Below are 17,362 nucleotides of genomic sequence, written 5' to 3'. Positions count from 1 at the left end.
TCCGGCTGGTATCAACCGCCCGTAGTCGTGCAGTCCCCATCGCTCCACGATTCAGACACAGAATCCGTAGATTCAAACCCGTCCCACGACCTTGTACCCACGATGACTATCCCGACGTTCGTAATCGGCATCGCGGGCGGGACGGGGGCGGGGAAGACGACCGTCGCCCGCGAGGTCGCGGACACGGTGGGCGAGGCCGTGACGCGCATCCCCCTCGACAACTACTACGAGGACCTCTCGCACATGCCACTGGAGGAGCGTGAACAGGTCAACTACGACCACCCGGACGCGTTCGAGTGGGACCTGCTCGTCGACCAGCTCGACACGCTGCTGATGGGCCAGCCCATCGAGATGCCCCAGTACGACTTCGAGATCCACAACCGCACCGAGGAGACCGTCACCGTCGAGCCCTCCGACGTCATCGTCGTCGAGGGCATCTTCGCGCTGTACGACGACGCCATCCTCGACATGTGCGACCTCCGCGTGTTCGTCGAGACCGACGCCGACGTGCGCATCCTCCGGCGCATCCGCCGCGACGTGCTCGAACGAGGCCGCGAGCTCGCCGGCGTCATCGACCAGTACCTCTCCACGGTGAAGCCGATGCACGAGCAGTTCGTCGACCCCACGAAGAAGAACGCCGACGTCATCATCCCCGAGGGCGCCAACCGCATGGCCGTCGACCTGCTCGCCGAGAAGGTCGAAGCCGAGACCGGCGACGACGACGACCCCGCCGACACCCGCTCGTGGGACCGCTTCGAGGAGTCCGACCGGACCACCGTCGAACCCTCCGACCCCGAGGCCGACTCGCCCTCCCCGAACTGAGCGGCACAACAGGCAATTTTTATCACTCTCCGTTCGAGATGCGTTCACATGAGCGCCAACAACACCGACGCCGATGGCGAGCTTCGAAGCCCGGAACGCGTCGAAGGTGGGTTCCTCAAGCAGAACGCCTGGCTCAAGCCTTTCGCACTCATCCAGCTGTTCTTCGTCATCGCACTCGTCGCACTCGACCTCGCGAACGACCTCTTCGTCCAGATCCAGGGTCGCTTCAGCAACGTCCTGTTCGGCGTCATCCTCGCCCTCATAATGCTGAGCATCCTCACCGCCGCCATCGTCCTCGTCGTCAACGCGTTCCGGCACGTTACGAACACGTAACGGCCGTTCTAGCTGGTTGTTTCAGGGATTCACTAACCGGAACAGGGGCAGCTGTCACACGAAATCGAAGAGAACGTTTTGAAATTCGAAGACGGTGAAATCACGTTTCGAAAGGATATCCGAGAAGCGATCTTCACGGACGATGCCATTGTCGTCTGCCTCGCGGTCTCAACCGACGAGATGGACAACGAGAACGTCATCGGAGTGGACACGTCGGGAGACAGACTGTGGGAGATCGAACCAGTCGTCCCGACATCCGAGCGAGACGCACCGTTCATGAACCTCGTCGAGAGGGACGGTGCCCTGTAGGCACTCAACTGGCGCGGTGACGAGTACCGTCTCGACCCGAGAACGGGTGCTATTCCGGAGAAGCGGTTCAGACGGTTCTGAACACGTAGTTCGAAGCAGAAAGAGCCGGTGGAGGGCTTACAGAACAAGGGTTCAAAACCTTCTTTGACCTATAACCTGTAGTAGAAGTATGCCGATAGCCGACTTTGCCCGCCAACTTGAGAGGGAGAGCGAAAACGTCGAAGCTTCCGACGACATTCTCGACCGGAACAAAGATCTGATTCTCAACTACAAACAAGACCGGGTACTTGACGGGCTGAGTGAAGCAACGCTATTGCGGAACACGCAACGACTCAAGAAGATCGCTGAGCAAGCCGAGAAGCCCTTTGATGAGATGGACAAGCGGGACGTGAAAGGATTGGTGACATGGGTGCACGAACAGGATTACACCGACGAAACGATTGATACCTACAAGTCGGTAATCAAGGCGTTTTGGGGGTGGTTGAAGGACGTCGAACGGAATGAAACCCCGCCAGAAGTGAAATGGATCAAATTGAGCAACGGTAACGGCAACGGTGATACACTTCCGAAGGACTTGCTCACCAAAGAAGATATTGAGGCACAAGCCGACGCCGCGAAGAATCCCCGTGATAAAGCATTTATTTGGTTGCTATATGAGACGGGTGCCCGGATCGGTGAGCTGATTGATCTAACCGTAGGAGATATTGAAGACCGGCAGCACGGCAAGAAAGTCGTAATCAACGGGAAGACGGGTGCCCGCCGGCTCCCGCTTGTCGAGTCTGTCCCGCACCTGAACAATTGGCTGAACAAGCACCCGAACCCCGAGAAAGACGCCCCCTTGTGGTGCAAGATCCAGCAAGGTGGTCCGGCCGAGCACCTGAAACCGCACGATGTTGACGACATACGTGAAGTGCATGGGATCGGTCCGTCCCGAGCGGACAAACTGAACGACGCCGGAATTGAGACGGGCACCGACTTAGTAGATTACTCGGCCGAAGAGCTTGCGGATATAGTGAGCGTCAACGTCACAACAGCCGAAAAGTGGCTTCAGCAATTCGATTCTGACGCAACTCTCACGTCGGATATGAAACTTGGCTACCGCTATCTTCGAGAGAAGATCCTTGCGGCAACGATGGATCGGGCTGGAATCGACAAGCCCTCGAATCCGCACCACTACCGCCATTCCCGAGCCTCATACCTTGCCACTGAAATGACTGAAGCACAACTCTGTGAGTGGTTCGGGTGGGTGCAAGGGTCTGACGTCCCAGCGAAGTACGTTCATCTGAGCGGCCGCGATATCGACAACGCCTACGATCAGATGCACGGTCTGTACGAACCGGACGAAGATGAGCAAGAACCGGATATCGTTCAGTGCCCTCGGTGTGACGAACTGAACGAACCTCATGCGGCTTTCTGTATGCGGTGCGGGTTCGCTATTGACCAAGACGCGGCTGAATCGCTTGAAACGACACTAGATGATGACCTGAAACAGTCTTATGCAGAATCAGATCCAGAAGACGACGACATACAGGATAAGATTCAAGAGTTAGATAGTCTGCTTGATGACCCTGAAATAAAACAAGCTTTGTTGGAACGTGTGACAGATTGAGCCGTTCATACACAAAGTCAATCGAATGATGGGTTCGTATTAGGATAGCCAGTGAGCTACCTGGCCAACATTCGCTGCTGTTCAGAGTGAACTGTGTAGCGTCTCGCGGATCTTTGTCGAACTAATGTATATCAGTTCACAGAAGCTCAGACGTATATCGAAAGAATTCATCGAACTTGTACATGTATCGGATGAAGATGCGAAGGGTGTACTATTGTCGATTAGGATTGGAAGTACCGGATCTGATGTATCTACAACACCTATTATCAATCTCCAACTAAGTCAAATCTATATGTCGAATGTCGTGCTGAAGGGTGAATTTCATTCGAGCCAGGCAGATCACCTCGAAGAACTGGATCTCATGCAGGAAGGAATCGATGCGCTGGTGCTGGAAGGGAACGAGGGGGATGCAGAGTATCGGGCCACAGAGGGCTGGTTTCAGCAGGCGGTAGCGGGCATGTTCTACGTGCTAAGTCCACTGTACATCTCGAAGGAAATCCTGGTTCGTTTCGCTGAATACCAGAATGCGACCGTCTATTTTACCCGCGAAAGCGATGCAGAAGTGCTTCGGAACGCCCCGAGGTTGGTGCGCCTGTTTTCAGCGGTGCTGTACTTCTTGCTGCTTCCTGGTAGCATAATTGCCGGGCTGCTGCTGGGATACCTGTTGGGGGCTGGAATACTGTTCTTCAGTTTTGCTCTTCCCGTGCTGTTCATCCGCATATACAATTCACGCTTCAATATTACGGACCGGAACCGTGATCGAATAATGGCGCAGAAGATCGAGGAAGCGACGGATGCTCATGATACCGTGTTGGCTGTCGTGGGTGGTGCACACGCAGATGGTGTGCTAGATGCGCTGCCCGATAATCTTGATATCGAATACCATCCCCCGAAGAAGGATGGGATCACTACAGAAGGGATCTGGCGTAATGTTAGAAACGGATTTCAGGTGTTTTCACTGCTGCTCACGCTTTACCTCGCCATTCTATGGAGCGTGCTAAACCTCGTGCTACCGGTCATTCAATAATCATCGAGGCTACTTGATCTAACCCAACGATAGAAAGTGATCTGTATCAGCCGAATTCCGTAGCTTAGATTAAAGTGCCAGCCTCCGGCAGTTCTATCTAACCATGTCCGATGATGGTTTCGTACACATGGGCGGGGAAGCAGTAGCAGGGCAAGACAACATCGAAGCCATGCAATCGAAGATCGAAGAACTGGAAAATCGGATCGAAGAACTGGAAGAAATCGTGAAGGAATAGCTCCGGAATCCGACCGGATTCAGCCATATCTGAGGTTCTCTGGCCCGATGAAGAACCTTGGCCAGCAGCAGTTACCCCACGGCTTTGGATGAAGGGCAGCCCGTGGGGTAACGACTGAACTCGTCCCGGTGTCGATCCTAAAGATGTGACTTCATCCGGTTTCAGCGGTGGTTTAGAAGTGTCTGGAAACGAAACACGAACTAAGGAACAGATGGTCACCACGGAAACGAATTCAGCCATATGCGGATGGCAGGATACGACCACAGGGGGACCGTGCCAGAACCCGGTCTCTGATCCGGATGATCACTGCTACCTGCACGGGCCAGATGGGAACGTTCCGGACGGCCACGGTGCGCCAAAGGGGAATCCAGGCGGGAAGCCAGGTAAATCTGGCCCACCAGGAAATTCGAACGCTGAAGGGAATTCCGGAAACCCGGATGCAGCCCCCCCGGATGGGAACGCTAATGCGATGAAACATGGGCTGCACATGACGGCTGAACGGCTACTGGAAGTGATGAATGATCAGCAGCGGGAAGCGGTGAAAGGGACGTTTCTGGAATACCGGGAGAAGTGCATGAACGACAGACAGGCCCTGAAGATAGCGATTCTGGATGTGATGGAAACGGATCTGATGCGGAAGCTGATCGATGGGGATCAGGAAACCACCATCTACACCGATGAAGGCCAGCCGGTGGATGTGTTTGCTGATAAGATGGTGCAGGCGCTTCAGGGGTATCGGCGTGAAATCCGGCTGGGACTGCACTATGAAGGGAATTCAGCACAGCACAATTCAGGTGCTGCTTCCGGCCATGATAACCTAGATGCACTCGTCAAGGATGGAAAAGCCAATATGGACTGACTCGATATCAGTTGTTTGTTCCTGTTTCTGATGTGAATTGAACCCAGGAAAATCCTTTCACACATCACTACAAATTCTGCTTCTAATGACCGAAAGAACATCCGAAAGGGAAGCCAAACTCGAAAGATTTGCGGAAGATCTTCAACAGGCAGAAGGGAAACAATTTCTTGAATTATTCAATTCAATCCAAGACCGCGAATTACGGCCCTCGCGTCAAGACTTTCGTATTGCTGTTCAGTGGTTTCTAGAAGATATAGGATATGATGAGGACCACATATTCCAGTCAGTGTCCTACGAACACACCCATGAATCATACAATTTCGATTTAGTGGTTGCATCGAGACCGAGTGCAAAGCCCTGGATTGTAATCGATCTCGGCCTTTTTGACCCCGAGATTACGCACGTATTTCCCGGACATCGGGGGGACCAAATCCAACTTGTCGCTGAGGAGCTTGATGAATATCACCACGCGACTGAAGCAGAATACACCGTTTCACTTACCGACCGATACCTTATGATTGCGTCAGATAACTTCGATGGCAGACCGTATCCTGCATACAAGGGGGAAGGGAAACCCGGACTCTTCACTCTAAACTATGCTGATCTAACCGAAAGTAGCTTCGAGAGACTGAAAGAAATACTATCTCCACCGGATCAGCTGCCTGTTGTGGACGATCTATCCTCCGTCTTCTATGCCAATGACACGATCAATGGAAAATATTTCAAAATGGATTTACGGGAACTTGCTACGTCATATAAACCCGTCTTGGATGCAGAAGGGGCATATGAAAAGGGTAACGCCCTGGAAGATTTCGCACTGCTGATGATTGGTGGGTTAACCGGACTAGAGACTATAGAACAGAAGATGCGAACTACCACTTCAGAACTTGATGTGGTCGCCAGTAACGTGTCCACCGACCCTTCTAGTATATTTTACAACTATGGCGATTTCGTGCTATTCGAATGTGAAAATTGGGACGGCTCTGTTGGTGCCAAAGAGGTACGCGATTTCATTGGAAAGTTGGATCGATCTCGTGTAGATCTTGGTGTCTTATTCGCAAGGAATGGAATCTCTGGCGAAGACTCCCGCGAGGATGCTCAAAGGGTAATCGCAGATAAATTCCAGCGTGACGGAGCGGCTATAATCGTAATCGATGAAAGCGACATAAAGTCTGTGTTCGAGGGGGTAAGCTTCTACCAAATTGTGAAGAATGAATTAGTTAGGTTACGCTTCGGTCTATAAGAATACTGTATCTGTTCTCTCTGCTTACACTACCCCCTGAAAACCAGCGTGATGATTATTTAAGATAATTCCCAGCATCCTGCCTACCATGTCGTCCAAATCGGAAACGACCATTCCGGTGTCGAAAGACACCCGCAAGAGAGTGAAGGCCTGTAAGAGGGCGGGTGAACATTATGATGACCTGCTTCAAAAGATGGTGAATCAGTATGAACCTGAATCTGTGGAGGTGAACGCCTGAAGAAACCGGACCGCCGGATCGAGACTTTGGTAGGGATTGATCCGGTGGTCCGTCACCGTTCCACCATTTTACAGGTGAAACATGTCTAACAAAGCTACCCAAGAAAATAAATTTCAGCCCCTTTCGGATTCCAGCGAGCAGTCGTTGCGGGAAAGCCGGGAGGCAATTGAAACTGTAGCTAAATCTGATCTCCCCGCTTCATGGGTCGCAGAGGAACTGTTGGCGGTTATCGAAGACAGCAGGGAGTGATTGGGATGGATGGTGGACTGGCAGTCTGTGAAAGAACGGTTGGGTTTAGCCACGACCACTACAGTTGGCGCGACGTTTACGCGGCCATGCACGCAGCCGAAGAGATAGCTCATGCGTGATTACGCTACTGACAACATGATTCCTGGAAAGGACGCCGCTGAATGGAGGTCGTTGTGAGTGATTATGGTGTCCGAGGGAATTACTGTTATCTCTACTGCGATCGGTCAACGCTTGTACAGTCGACCGATCAGACCGCCGACTTTGTCTGTTTCAACCGCGACGAACAGGTCCGGGACCGGGGGTGAAACATATGACTGACGAACGGCCGCCACGCCCGGACCCTCTTCCGTTCAATCCGGGACCTGTCCCCGATACACTCGCTGATCGGTGCCAATGGGTCGTCTGGCGCTACCAGTTTGACACAGGTCGTGACGAGTGGACGAAAGTACCGGTCGATCCGAACACCGGCGAATTCGCCAAGTCCACCGACCCGGATACGTGGACGTCATTCTCAGACGCCGTCGCCTATCATGACCGGACTAAGACCAATACAGACGGCGTTGGATTCGTTGTCCAAGACGGAGAGGACGTGGTCGGGCTCGATCTCGATGACTGCCGAGACCCAGACACAGGCTCACTCGAACCATGGGCCGAGGATGTACTCGACACCGTCCCGACCTACGCCGAGGTGTCCCCGTCCGGAACTGGCCTCCGGCTGTTCGGACTAGGCGACTTACCCGACGGCGGGACCCGAAATGATGTTGATGGTGCCGAGGGTCACCTGGAGATGTATGAAACGAGTCGGTATCTCACCGTAACTGGCCACGCGCTCGACAAAACGCCCGCGGATGTCCGGCAGGTGAGGGACTACATCGCGGCCGTCCACGCGGAGTATATCGTCGACGATGAGCCAGGTACGGAAGAACCAAAACCCGCCGGTAACGGAGGTCTGCAAGCCGATTCACCGGGCGTGAACCCCGTCGTTGATATCAGGGATATGGGATCCTCCAACGCCGCGAACAAGCTCTCCGACAACGAGTTGCTCAAAAAGGCCAAGAACGCCGAGAACGGCGATAAGTTTACGCGACTGTGGAGAGGGTACATCTCTGACTACCCAAGCCACAGCGAGGCCGACCTCGCACTTTCTGGGCTCCTCGCATTCTGGACCGGGGGCGACCGGCAGCGAATCGATCGGCTGTTTCGGCGGTCAGATCTCTACCGGGAGAAGTGGGACCGCGACGATTACCGCAAGCGTACTATCGACAAGACACTCTCGGGTCGGACCGAGTTCTATGATCCCGATGATCACAGCAACGAGAACGAAAGTCGGCCGGACGACCCCGGCGAAGACATCAATAGTAACAGGAGCGAGACCAACGGGATGAACGTCACGCTCACGCCGGCGGAAGTGTCGGCGTGGGCTGGGCTCGGTGAAGACGAAGACGTATCGGACCTCACCGATCGAGAGAAGGCGGCCTGCGTGTGGGAACTGTTGGAACACACCGACAAGTTCCACATCCGCGTTCGCCGGGACAACGGCTCACTATGGGCTTACGATGATGGCGTGTGGAAGCCGGAAGGCGAGCGGGCACTTCGCCACGCTGCCCGGCGCGCGCTTGGGAGCATGAACTACGGCCAGAACGTGCTCACCGAACTGAAAGCACAGGCGCGGAGTGACCCTCGCGTGGAAGTCGAAACCGACGAGTTCGGCCTGGCGCCGGGGACCATCGCCGTTGAGAACGGACTCGTGAATCTTGACGCCGTTGCGGATGACGCCAGCGAGAACGCGCTCCGGGAACTGGAGCCCAATGACTACGCGCTCACGCGGGTGCCCGTGGAGTACGATCCGAGCGCGGATTATGACGAGTGGGCCGACTATGTCAACGAGTGGTCCGAGGACGGGCGCGCTGACGCGCTCCAAGAGTACGTCGGTTACTGTCTCCACGTCGGCGCCATGCCGCTTCACCGCGCGCTGCTACTCGTAGGCTCCGGTGCGAATGGTAAAGGAACGTTTCTCCACGTGGTCCGGTCGCTACTTGGGCGTGAGAACACGTCATCTATCGAACTCCAGACCCTCGCCAACGAGAAGGATGCCGTGGCTGACTTCTACGGTGCTCTCGCGAACATCGACGACGACCTCTCTGCGCGCAAGCTCGGTCAGGGGCTCGGGATGTTCAAGAAACTGGTCGGTGGCGACCGTGTCCGTGCCCGTCGGCTCTACGAGGACGGGTTCGAATTCGACGCCACAGGTAAGCATCTGTATGCGGCGAACGAAGTGCCGGACGTCAACGTCCCTGACGACGACGAGGCTTTCTGGCGCCGTTGGCTTCTCGTGGAGTTCCCGAACCACTATCCCCCGAGCCAACGCGAACCCGACCTACGGGAGCGGCTCACCGACCCAGACGCACTGTCCGGCGTGCTCAACTGGGCCATCGATGGGTGGTCTCGGTTGCTGGACCAGAGTCACTTCACCGGCGAGGAACAATACGCACAGGCAAAGCGCGAGCGCTGGCAGGCCTGGGGCGACTCCGTCGACAAGTTTATTTCCGAATGTATCGAGCGAGATCCCGACGCTGAGAACGTGTCGACCGGTGACGTCCATCGGGTCTACGCGGCGTGGTGTCGGGAGAATGGCGAGCGTCCGGCGAGTCAGCAGAAGCTCACGGCCGAACTGAAGAACGAGGACCTCGATTACGCGACGCGCGTCCGCCCCGGCGGGACCGGCGCGCCGACGCGAGGATACAAGGCGCTCGGGTTCACCGAGGACGCCCCAGACGTCGACGACACGCCGGAACGCAGGCGCGGCCAGCAACAGCTAGGGTAGATCCTACAACATTTTCACCCGACTACACCTGTAGACCCCGACTACAGGATTTCCCGGGTAAAACACAGCCCGCGGTTCTATTTCGAGGTATGTAGTCGATGTAGTCGGGTACTTTGCGAAAGTCGCATTGAGCGGCTGGTTTAGAAATACGAGACACTAGGTGAACATAGAGCAGAAGGTTCGAAAACTACCCGACTACATCGACTACATATTATCTCGAGAAGTTGCCACCATTATCGAATAATCGACTGTACCTGACGCAAAATTTTGTAGGTGTTGTTCGTAGTGAGGTGGCTTTAATTCTGTTATATTAGAGGTGATAAAATCAACGGGGAGGGGATAGAGCATTTCAAAAATGAGAAGCCGTATATCTTCAACGAAATAACCGAAGAGGTAGAACTCAGAATCCGTTATTCGTTGCTCCACTCCAAAACAGTGAACAGGGTAAAGACAAGGAACAGCAGGGCAATAGTGGCGATATTCTCATCAAAAAACGAATCGAGATGCCCGTGCATGATATGGTCCCTGTGATCAAGGAAATCATCTAAGTGAGGGATCACCTCGTCGGTTTCCAGATCTCGGAATTCTCGGTCAAGCTCCTCGTAGCTGTTTTCGAGAGCGGTTTTTCGCTGCTGAGGAGTGAAATACCCGTCCTTACCGCGTTTCATCTCATCACGTCTGATACAGAGCGTCGTCATCAACCCATCTTGGACACTGATAAAGACAAAACAGGCCAGCAGGTAGTCTCCAGATTCGTAGGCACCGAGTCCCCGATGTAACCGCTCTAAGAATCCTTGAATTGGTTCATCGTTGAGTTCTTCCAACTCCTGAATGAACTTCCGTAGTGACCGTTTTCCTGTCTGTTTGGCGAACTGGTCGACAACTGTTTGATCAGGATCATAGCTATCCGGTGGATCGAAGTTTTGGATGCTCTGTTGGAGTGCCTGATTGACTTCATCCTCGTATTTCTCCAGAGCTCTGATCAAAGGCGCGAAATCGATATCAAGCTCGACGGGTGAAACCCTCGTGGCTTCAACGATCTCGTCAAGAGCTGATGGAACATCGCTTTGAAGAATTGTTTTCCACGCGACCTGCGATGGACTTTTTCCCTTATATTCGTCGGATGGTGGTCCAGGATCTGTTTGCTCGACGTCATGCTTTTGATATACCGATCCCACGAACTCTTGGATATCCTCTTTGTATTTCTCAGCTGCACGTTCGCTATCAGCTGCGAGATCCTCGACATCGTAATTGTCTACAAAAAACCGGTAGCCGGCCAACAGCCCCCGACTTGAGACGTCATCCGGTGGGTCACGGTAGATGAGATGGGAGACGGTCATCGCCTCTTCCGCCTTGTCGCGGTCAATATCGAGTTCCTCTGCAATATTCCGAGTTGATTCTCCATCTCGGTACATCTTTCCCGCTTTCCGTATCGTGAGGCACCAGTCGAATTCGAACATCTCTCGAGCGCTTTCTCGTTTTTCGATCAAGTTGTGGTAGAACTCTAACGCATCCGACATTGCCTGATTTTCAGTTTCACGACCGTCTGTCATTATACTGGTGCATTAGGTGCCGTCCCCACCCTTTCGGTCTCCGTAAAATCGCTCTCACACACAAAAGTTTGCAGGAGGTAGCAATCGGTCGCGCCATGCTAAGATGACGCTCCCGAGCGTGGGAGGATCCCCCCCCTGGAGTAAGGGGTCGATCACCTGCTGAAAGCTATCTTCGACGTCAACATGGAAACAAGGGCCAGCAGCCTGCCGTGATTCCACACCATTCGTCGCGACAAAGCCCAGAGTGACCGGTCCTTCGGGAGATGCCAGGCGGTTCTGTGTGGTCCGGCCGTGATGCCAGTACCCGATTAGCTCTTTGAGACCTTCACGGAACGTCTCTTGTCGGGCTGTGTGCTTGACTTCTCCCAAGAGAACGGCAGTCGGTTGATTGTCACGGGACGTGCGGATTTCGACCACAATATCGGGGCGCCCGCTGTAAAGAGCTAACCGAGGACTCGAATCACTCATTCGGTCAGCTACGCGCTTATACGCAGTTTGAGATGCTACGTGGTCACGAAAGTAGGAGGGGTCAGACGGTAATAGTGATTCAATTCCCTCAGGCAACGGTTCATGAAATGAAAGATCGCCGGTCTGATCGTGGTACACATCTATCCATACCGACGTCTCGCCATCCGCTAATCGGGCAACAGGCTTATCGCCACTTTCGATCGGTTGCAGCGTGAGACCAGGAAAAACCGCCTGGAGCGTCTTCACCAATTTGAATGTAGTATACAGCTCCAGTAGCCGAGCATCTGTAGTCGGTAACACCAGGGAATTAGAAAGAACAGCCTGCACGTCTGGATCGGAATACTCCTCGTGTCTCATCTTTTGTAGCACGGATAGCCAACGAGAGGCTGTTCGGTACATCTCAGTTCGAGCTTGCCGAGCAGCCGTGAGGTCACGACCAGTTACCGTACAGTCTTCTCCGGCAGGCATCCGGCTGAGATGAACATTTCGCCGATAGCGTCGCTGGAAACGGTCAAGAGCAGTATCGTCCCACCGTTCATGCCGCCATGATTGGTCGATATCTCTAAGAGCGGCAACAGTCCGCTCGACTTCCCAGAGTAATCGCTTCAAGACACGATTTTCGGGGATATCGTATTCCGATACTGGGGCAGAACAGACGAAGGTCGATCGGTCACTGAATCCGGTCTCAGCTCGTGTTTGGATTGTCTGGCCCCAGTCAACCTGTCCCTGAATTGCTCCACGGATTTTGTTCCGTTCTCGCTCGGTAACGGTTTTCACCCCACGCAAATCGTCCCAAACCGATTCACAATATTCGACAACCGGTGGAGCAAGACAGAAGTGAAGTCGCTGTAATCTTTCCCACTCACTTATGCCGACCTGCGAAGGAGCGATTGCATTCGTAACGACGTCCGTGTTAAGATTTCCCGATTGAAGATACGTGAGTAGCTCCTCAAGAATTGCGTCCTCAAGCTGTTCTCGTGAGAGACCACTACTCATTATCTCGCGTATCGGGTAAGCCGAGGAAGTCAGCGGCTTGGTACCAGAGACGATCGGCGTCGACGGGGACGTCACTGCTACAGATACCCTCGATAATCTTCCGCTGTTTCTCTTGCCTGAGCCCTTCTAATTGCGGATAGACATGGGTCACAATCGCACTTGTAAGGGCTTCCTCAGGCTGCGCCCGGCCGTCGTAATTAGCGATGTAGCGGACCATATCATGGACTATTGCGGGTCCGATTGCTCGTTCTTCATTCACTCGATACCATATCTCCGTAAGTTCCTCACTCCATTCCGATAGCGGGCTTTCCAAAGCAGGCGACTGCTCGACCCAGGCTGACGCGTAGTTCTCGTCATCATCGTCCGGCGGGGCGAGTAACTGAGTCCGAAGTTCACTATCTGTATCCTCGAGGTTAGGGACGCCGACGTGAATGAATGCGAATCGACGCATGAACGCATAGGACAGCTCGTAGAGAGACGCTTTGTCATAGGTATTCATCGTCGCAAGAAGTCGCCAGGCAGGCGTCACTGGGAACGTATCCGGGGAAGAGACGATTGCCTCGAGGACATCGTCGTCTGTGTCAGCAGCCAGTGATTCGACTTCTATTGCATCATCGCGTTCGTACGGGAGTTCGGTTGAATCACCGGAAAGCACAGAGAACAACTGTCCCATCGCTTTGTCTATGTCCGCTCGGTTCAGTTCGTCAATGACGAGCCACTCGTTTTTCACTCCAGTCGCATCTCGGAAACACTGGAGGAAGAGACGGGGTTCAAACAGCAATTCCTGTCCGTGTTTGTCTCGGTTGGGAACATATCCCCCAATCGTGTCGAAGGCCGTCCAGTCGGCGGTCGCAGTCGTAAATCGATAGTCATCCACGGCATCATACCCGGTTGCGAGTTTGGCGACATGAGTGGCGAGTTTGGTCTTGCCAGTACCTGGGGGTCCGGTGAAAATAATGTGCTTACCAGCGTTGAGTGCTGCTTCAATCTCCCTCGTTAGCCGTGTTTCATCATCGAAATACAAGCCGTCTGGAATTGAAATCGATATGCTCGGCAGAGAAAGCCGATCGCGAAGCCGCTCGATATCTTCCCGGTCTGGGGGCTCGGGCTCGAGGGCCAAGATTGTCTCGTACTCACTCTGATCGAGTTCGAAGATGCTGCCACGAGCGTTCTGGCGAATCGGCGCGGAATCTTCGAGATCGCCGACTGCAGTCAGATCATTCCAACTGATCCCATCAACTGGCCGGTCATATCTGATTGTTATGCCGGTTGTACCGTCCTCTTCGTGAAGTTCCTGTTCTACTGTTCCAAGGGCCACGATTTCTTGGGTTGGAGCCGACTCGTAGAAGACGACTTCATCACCCGGGCTAGCGCGTTCAAACGCGTCGTAAATCCGTCGCTTGTTCCCCCGTGAATTGTAGGCCTCAAAGAAAACACGACCTCCCTCCCCATCGGAGTCGGCGATGTTCTCAGGCGCCCAGATCTCAGGGTTAGCTGTCACCCAGAAATAGCGGTCTTTGTCTGGTTCTGTCTTCCCCGGTTCATCAGGATAGGTACTAAGGAGGTATTCGGCCGCAGCAGGTGTGAGATTGCAGAGATACCATGATTGGACTCCGGTCGCATTGATCGCGTATTTCTCTCGATCTTGTTTGATATCATCTCGTCGGAGGACCGGGGCGATGGTTTCGATGTCACGAATAGGATCGAGGGGATGGAGATCGATATCGACGCGCCAGTATGTCACATCATCGTCTGCCCCGTCGAGTTCCTCTCCTGAGACTTCATATGCCTCATTTTGCACGACTGAATAGGCTCGAACTCCCCCATCCCAGTAGTGTATAAGTACGTCACCCGGGTTCAGCTTCGTTAAATCGCGAGTGTAGTACGTATCGCTTGATCGGAGGTAGTTACCCTCACGCTCGGCGGCGTTGCTCTGGTTCACCCAGTAATAGGTGACGTCGTCATCGAATTCCTTGATATCAATATTCGACTGCGGATCAGGGCCGTCAGTAGGTGCTCTAATCGAGGACTTGGATAGGTCGCTGATGTCGATTTCCAATGGAGGATACTCTTCAGAAATCTCCTGACCACGTGATGTGAGCCGTACTTTGTCTTGGTCTTTCTCGACAATCCCGAGACTCCGCAGCCAGTTAACCCGATATTCGGCTTGGTATATCGACTCCCAGTCTTTGTCGTGGATCACATTGAGGACGTCTCGTAGTTTCTCAATCGAAGCCGGCTGTTGTTTCAGCGCCTGTAGCAGAGTCTCGAAGCCGATATAGTGGTTAGTCAGAGTCTCAAAGTAAAGGTCTACATTTTCTTGCGGAGGGTTGTTCAGCAGTTGGTTGCCTAACTCAGTAAGGTGAAATCGATCGTCGTCATGGATTTCGGCAGCACCCATACGACCAAGAAGGCGACCTTTGTCCTCGGCAGATCCCTGACTCGACATTTGAGGGAATGTCTCGAGGATCCAATTGGCGAATTCTTCGCGATTAGGTGATTCAGTTTCGACGAAAGAGAGTGCTTGATGAAGCGTCTCAGCATAGTTTTCGACTCCACCAGGTAGGGTGATTATGGAATCGTGTTTTTCAGTCACTATCTGTGTGTCTCATTAATACGGCAAAAAGTTGTGGTCGAGTAGTCTGGATCGAGGACATGGCTTCATTAAGCTAATCAACACAGATGGTGATATGCCGATCCAATCACAGTTATTTCGGGGCCGCTCTGGAAAGCAAAGCAAGAGACTGACTGTGTTTGAATGTCCCGCATGTGGTAGTCAGTATAGCGAGATAATCGGCAATAACTGTAGAGAGTGTGATGAATATCTTGATCTTGATCGGTGCCAAACAACCACTTCGGTAGAGGCTGCAGTATGCACCAACTGTAGCGATGAGGTTCCATATATCCGTGAAAATATAATAAATTCACAATGGAATATTCCAGGCTATATCTGTTCTGACTGCGACAATATACTGGAGATTGATTTTCAGTCGAAAAGTTACCAGCCAATCGATTTTCTTCAAAATAGCCTCAACGGTATACAGGTTGTTTCCGTTGATAATGAGCGGTTGGAAATGATTGGGCGGATATTTTCACTTCAAACAAAGGTGGATAATATTGGCTTCTGGAGTTATAAACCAGAAGAACATCGTATGTGGATCGCCAGCAAGGATGGCGTCTACTGTGGATTTGTAGTGTTAAACAAGGATAACGTTTTGATACAGATTTGGGTCGACGAAGGAATGAGAAGACAAGGAATCGCGAGCAAGTTACTCGAGTATATTTCCGGTAATATTCTTCCATCTAATGGAAAACTCCATATCAACCAGCCTCTTGATGACGGATGGGACTTTTTCAGGAGTTTAGCAGATCAGAATGATCAGATATTCGGCCGCGATGTGATGATGCATGCCTGAAAATCAAGAGCGAGACAAAGAATACAATGAGTAATCGTACTTCCGATAATCAATTGAAGCTCATTACATGGAATTTGGAGCGTGCTTCGATTACTCGTTTCAAAAACCAGCTGGAATCTATCCAGAAACGATCTCCCGATATCATCGCCTTACAGGAAGTAGGTGTGAAAGCTAGCCGCCAACCACACCAGATTCTTCGGGAGCACGGATTTGAATACACTGCTCATAGTCATGATCTCCGTTTTGATGACCCAGGAAACAGTTCTGGATGTGCATTCGCAAGTCGCTGGCCGTTTCGCGTTCTCCCTCCTGAAACGTTCGAGATGCCATACAAGCATCAGGCCCTCTCCGCGGAATTCTTCACACCGTTTGGTCGCATGGAAGGTCACACTGTTCATGTACTCCCAGGGAGCCAGTTTGGGGAAGAAAAGACCGAGATGTTCGATGCAATTTACGAACGGCTCGCACAAGAAAATCCACCGGACTACCGGTTCCTCTGTGGTGACTTCAACTCTCCAAAGGAGGAAAGTTACGATGGAGAAGTGACTGTCTGGGGGAGTGATGAGGATTGGATTTCATCTGAACGGAGTGTCATGGTAGACTTAGCGGACTACGACCTCACTGATGCCTATCGCGACGTCAACGGCTATGGTGATGATGCATACAGTTGGGTAGCGAAAAATCGCGGTAACGAATTCCCCCGACGGTTTGATCACGTTTTTGCGAGCGAACAGCTCAACGCGACGGAAGCGGCCTACCTCCACGAGTATGATGATCTCTCGGACCATACGCCGCTTGAGGTCGTATTCACGCCGAAAGATGGCCTACACGAGGATGCCGACGAGATAGAACGTAGTACCTACACATCTCCTGCAGGTGAGAGTGAGGATTCGTCAACCCCATCTACGTCGCAGAATCCTCTGGATTACGATGAGGATGTTCGAATGGACGATCCTGATGCTAATTATCGCCGTGGGCGTTTCAAAGTAGGCTGGAACAAGGCTATCGATGGAGATGGGATGGATGATGAGGTATTGAACCAACTGACGTGGGAGAATCTTGGTTGGCGACTCGGCAAGCTGTTCGGCGAGACTTCAGAAGAACTCCAAGAAGAGCTGTACGAGTGGTGCGTTAAACAACAGACCGAGTAATAAAGGATACTTCGGCCTCCATCTTTCCCC

General features: G+C 52.9%; 14 protein-coding genes. 12 read left to right on the top strand and 2 right to left on the bottom strand.

Features of this window, described 5'->3' with window-relative positions; genetic code table 11:
- The first annotated feature begins 102 nt into the window (after window positions 1-102).
- The 10 genes from udk to NOW55_RS02390 all read left to right on the top strand — a co-directional run bounded on the left by udk (window position 103) and on the right by NOW55_RS02390 (window position 9,748).
- Complete coding sequence (gene udk / locus NOW55_RS02430; RefSeq protein ID WP_256398468.1) at window positions 103-822, top strand: uridine kinase; 720 nt, start codon at window positions 103-105, stop codon at window positions 820-822.
- 48 nt (window positions 823-870) lie between these two features.
- On the top strand, window positions 871-1,155 hold the full coding sequence (locus NOW55_RS02425) for a hypothetical protein (RefSeq protein WP_256398466.1): 285 nt from the start codon (window positions 871-873) through the stop codon (window positions 1,153-1,155).
- Window positions 1,156-1,206: 51 nt separating this feature from the next.
- The gene (locus NOW55_RS02420) at window positions 1,207-1,464 is read left to right on the top strand and encodes a DUF7957 family protein (RefSeq protein ID WP_497007272.1); all 258 of its coding nucleotides are present in this window, start codon (window positions 1,207-1,209) and stop codon (window positions 1,462-1,464) included.
- Window positions 1,465-1,633: 169 nt separating this feature from the next.
- The gene (locus tag NOW55_RS02415) at window positions 1,634-3,073 is read left to right on the top strand and encodes a tyrosine-type recombinase/integrase (RefSeq protein ID WP_256398464.1); all 1,440 of its coding nucleotides are present in this window, start codon (window positions 1,634-1,636) and stop codon (window positions 3,071-3,073) included.
- A gap of 292 nt (window positions 3,074-3,365) precedes the next feature.
- Window positions 3,366-4,100 (top strand): hypothetical protein, encoded by a 735-nt coding sequence (locus NOW55_RS02410; protein ID WP_256398463.1) that lies wholly within the window; start codon window positions 3,366-3,368, stop codon window positions 4,098-4,100.
- 103 nt (window positions 4,101-4,203) lie between these two features.
- On the top strand, window positions 4,204-4,335 hold the full coding sequence (locus NOW55_RS02405) for a hypothetical protein (protein ID WP_256398462.1): 132 nt from the start codon (window positions 4,204-4,206) through the stop codon (window positions 4,333-4,335).
- A 469-nt stretch (window positions 4,336-4,804) separates the two neighbouring features.
- On the top strand, window positions 4,805-5,194 hold the full coding sequence (locus NOW55_RS02400; RefSeq protein WP_256398461.1) for a hypothetical protein: 390 nt from the start codon (window positions 4,805-4,807) through the stop codon (window positions 5,192-5,194).
- A gap of 85 nt (window positions 5,195-5,279) precedes the next feature.
- Window positions 5,280-6,437 (top strand): hypothetical protein, encoded by a 1,158-nt coding sequence (locus NOW55_RS02395; protein ID WP_256398460.1) that lies wholly within the window; start codon window positions 5,280-5,282, stop codon window positions 6,435-6,437.
- 88 nt (window positions 6,438-6,525) lie between these two features.
- Window positions 6,526-6,675 carry a DUF7557 family protein gene (locus tag NOW55_RS20920; RefSeq protein WP_438266569.1) on the top strand — a complete coding sequence of 50 codons (150 nt, stop codon included), beginning with the start codon at window positions 6,526-6,528 and terminating at the stop codon, window positions 6,673-6,675.
- Between the two features lie 559 nt (window positions 6,676-7,234).
- A complete protein-coding gene (locus tag NOW55_RS02390) occupies window positions 7,235-9,748 on the top strand; it encodes a phage/plasmid primase, P4 family (RefSeq protein WP_256398459.1) in 2,514 nt (837 codons plus the stop codon).
- 410 nt (window positions 9,749-10,158) lie between these two features.
- Here NOW55_RS02390 and NOW55_RS02385 read toward each other — a convergent pair whose 3' ends face one another.
- Both NOW55_RS02385 and NOW55_RS02380 read right to left on the bottom strand, forming a co-directional pair.
- A complete protein-coding gene (locus tag NOW55_RS02385; protein ID WP_256398458.1) occupies window positions 10,159-11,301 on the bottom strand; it encodes a hypothetical protein in 1,143 nt (380 codons plus the stop codon).
- 1,456 nt (window positions 11,302-12,757) lie between these two features.
- Complete coding sequence (locus tag NOW55_RS02380; RefSeq protein ID WP_256398457.1) at window positions 12,758-15,361, bottom strand: AAA family ATPase; 2,604 nt, start codon at window positions 15,359-15,361, stop codon at window positions 12,758-12,760.
- A gap of 94 nt (window positions 15,362-15,455) precedes the next feature.
- On the opposite strand from NOW55_RS02380, the gene NOW55_RS02375 reads away from it, so the two are divergent.
- Window positions 15,456-16,181, top strand: a complete 726-nt coding sequence (locus NOW55_RS02375; protein WP_256398456.1) for a GNAT family N-acetyltransferase — start codon at window positions 15,456-15,458, stop codon at window positions 16,179-16,181.
- 26 nt (window positions 16,182-16,207) lie between these two features.
- On the top strand, window positions 16,208-17,332 hold the full coding sequence (locus NOW55_RS02370) for an endonuclease/exonuclease/phosphatase family protein (protein ID WP_256398454.1): 1,125 nt from the start codon (window positions 16,208-16,210) through the stop codon (window positions 17,330-17,332).
- The last annotated feature ends 30 nt before the right edge of the window (window positions 17,333-17,362 follow it).

It is taken from the genome of Haloarchaeobius litoreus (assembly GCF_024495425.1).
Classification (GTDB): Archaea; Halobacteriota; Halobacteria; order Halobacteriales; family Natrialbaceae; genus Haloarchaeobius; species Haloarchaeobius litoreus.
This window is presented reverse-complemented; position numbering and strand designations above follow the sequence as displayed.

Bases quoted from the DNA above. Each gene is read 5' to 3' on its own strand.
- NOW55_RS02395 (WP_256398460.1), top strand. From the start codon at position 5,280: ATGACCGAAAGAACATCCGAAAGGGAAGCCAAACTCGAAAGATTTGCG.
- NOW55_RS02370 (WP_256398454.1), top strand. From the start codon at position 16,208: ATGAGTAATCGTACTTCCGATAATCAATTGAAGCTCATTACATGGAAT.
- udk (WP_256398468.1), top strand. From the start codon at position 103: ATGACTATCCCGACGTTCGTAATCGGCATCGCGGGCGGGACGGGGGCG.
- NOW55_RS02425 (WP_256398466.1), top strand. From the start codon at position 871: ATGAGCGCCAACAACACCGACGCCGATGGCGAGCTTCGAAGCCCGGAA.
- NOW55_RS02400 (WP_256398461.1), top strand. From the start codon at position 4,805: ATGAAACATGGGCTGCACATGACGGCTGAACGGCTACTGGAAGTGATG.
- NOW55_RS02415 (WP_256398464.1), top strand. From the start codon at position 1,634: ATGCCGATAGCCGACTTTGCCCGCCAACTTGAGAGGGAGAGCGAAAAC.
- NOW55_RS02405 (WP_256398462.1), top strand. From the start codon at position 4,204: ATGTCCGATGATGGTTTCGTACACATGGGCGGGGAAGCAGTAGCAGGG.
- NOW55_RS02390 (WP_256398459.1), top strand. From the start codon at position 7,235: ATGACTGACGAACGGCCGCCACGCCCGGACCCTCTTCCGTTCAATCCG.
- NOW55_RS02385 (WP_256398458.1), bottom strand. From the start codon at position 11,301: ATGACAGACGGTCGTGAAACTGAAAATCAGGCAATGTCGGATGCGTTA.
- NOW55_RS20920 (WP_438266569.1), top strand. From the start codon at position 6,526: ATGTCGTCCAAATCGGAAACGACCATTCCGGTGTCGAAAGACACCCGC.
- NOW55_RS02375 (WP_256398456.1), top strand. From the start codon at position 15,456: ATGCCGATCCAATCACAGTTATTTCGGGGCCGCTCTGGAAAGCAAAGC.
- NOW55_RS02410 (WP_256398463.1), top strand. From the start codon at position 3,366: ATGTCGAATGTCGTGCTGAAGGGTGAATTTCATTCGAGCCAGGCAGAT.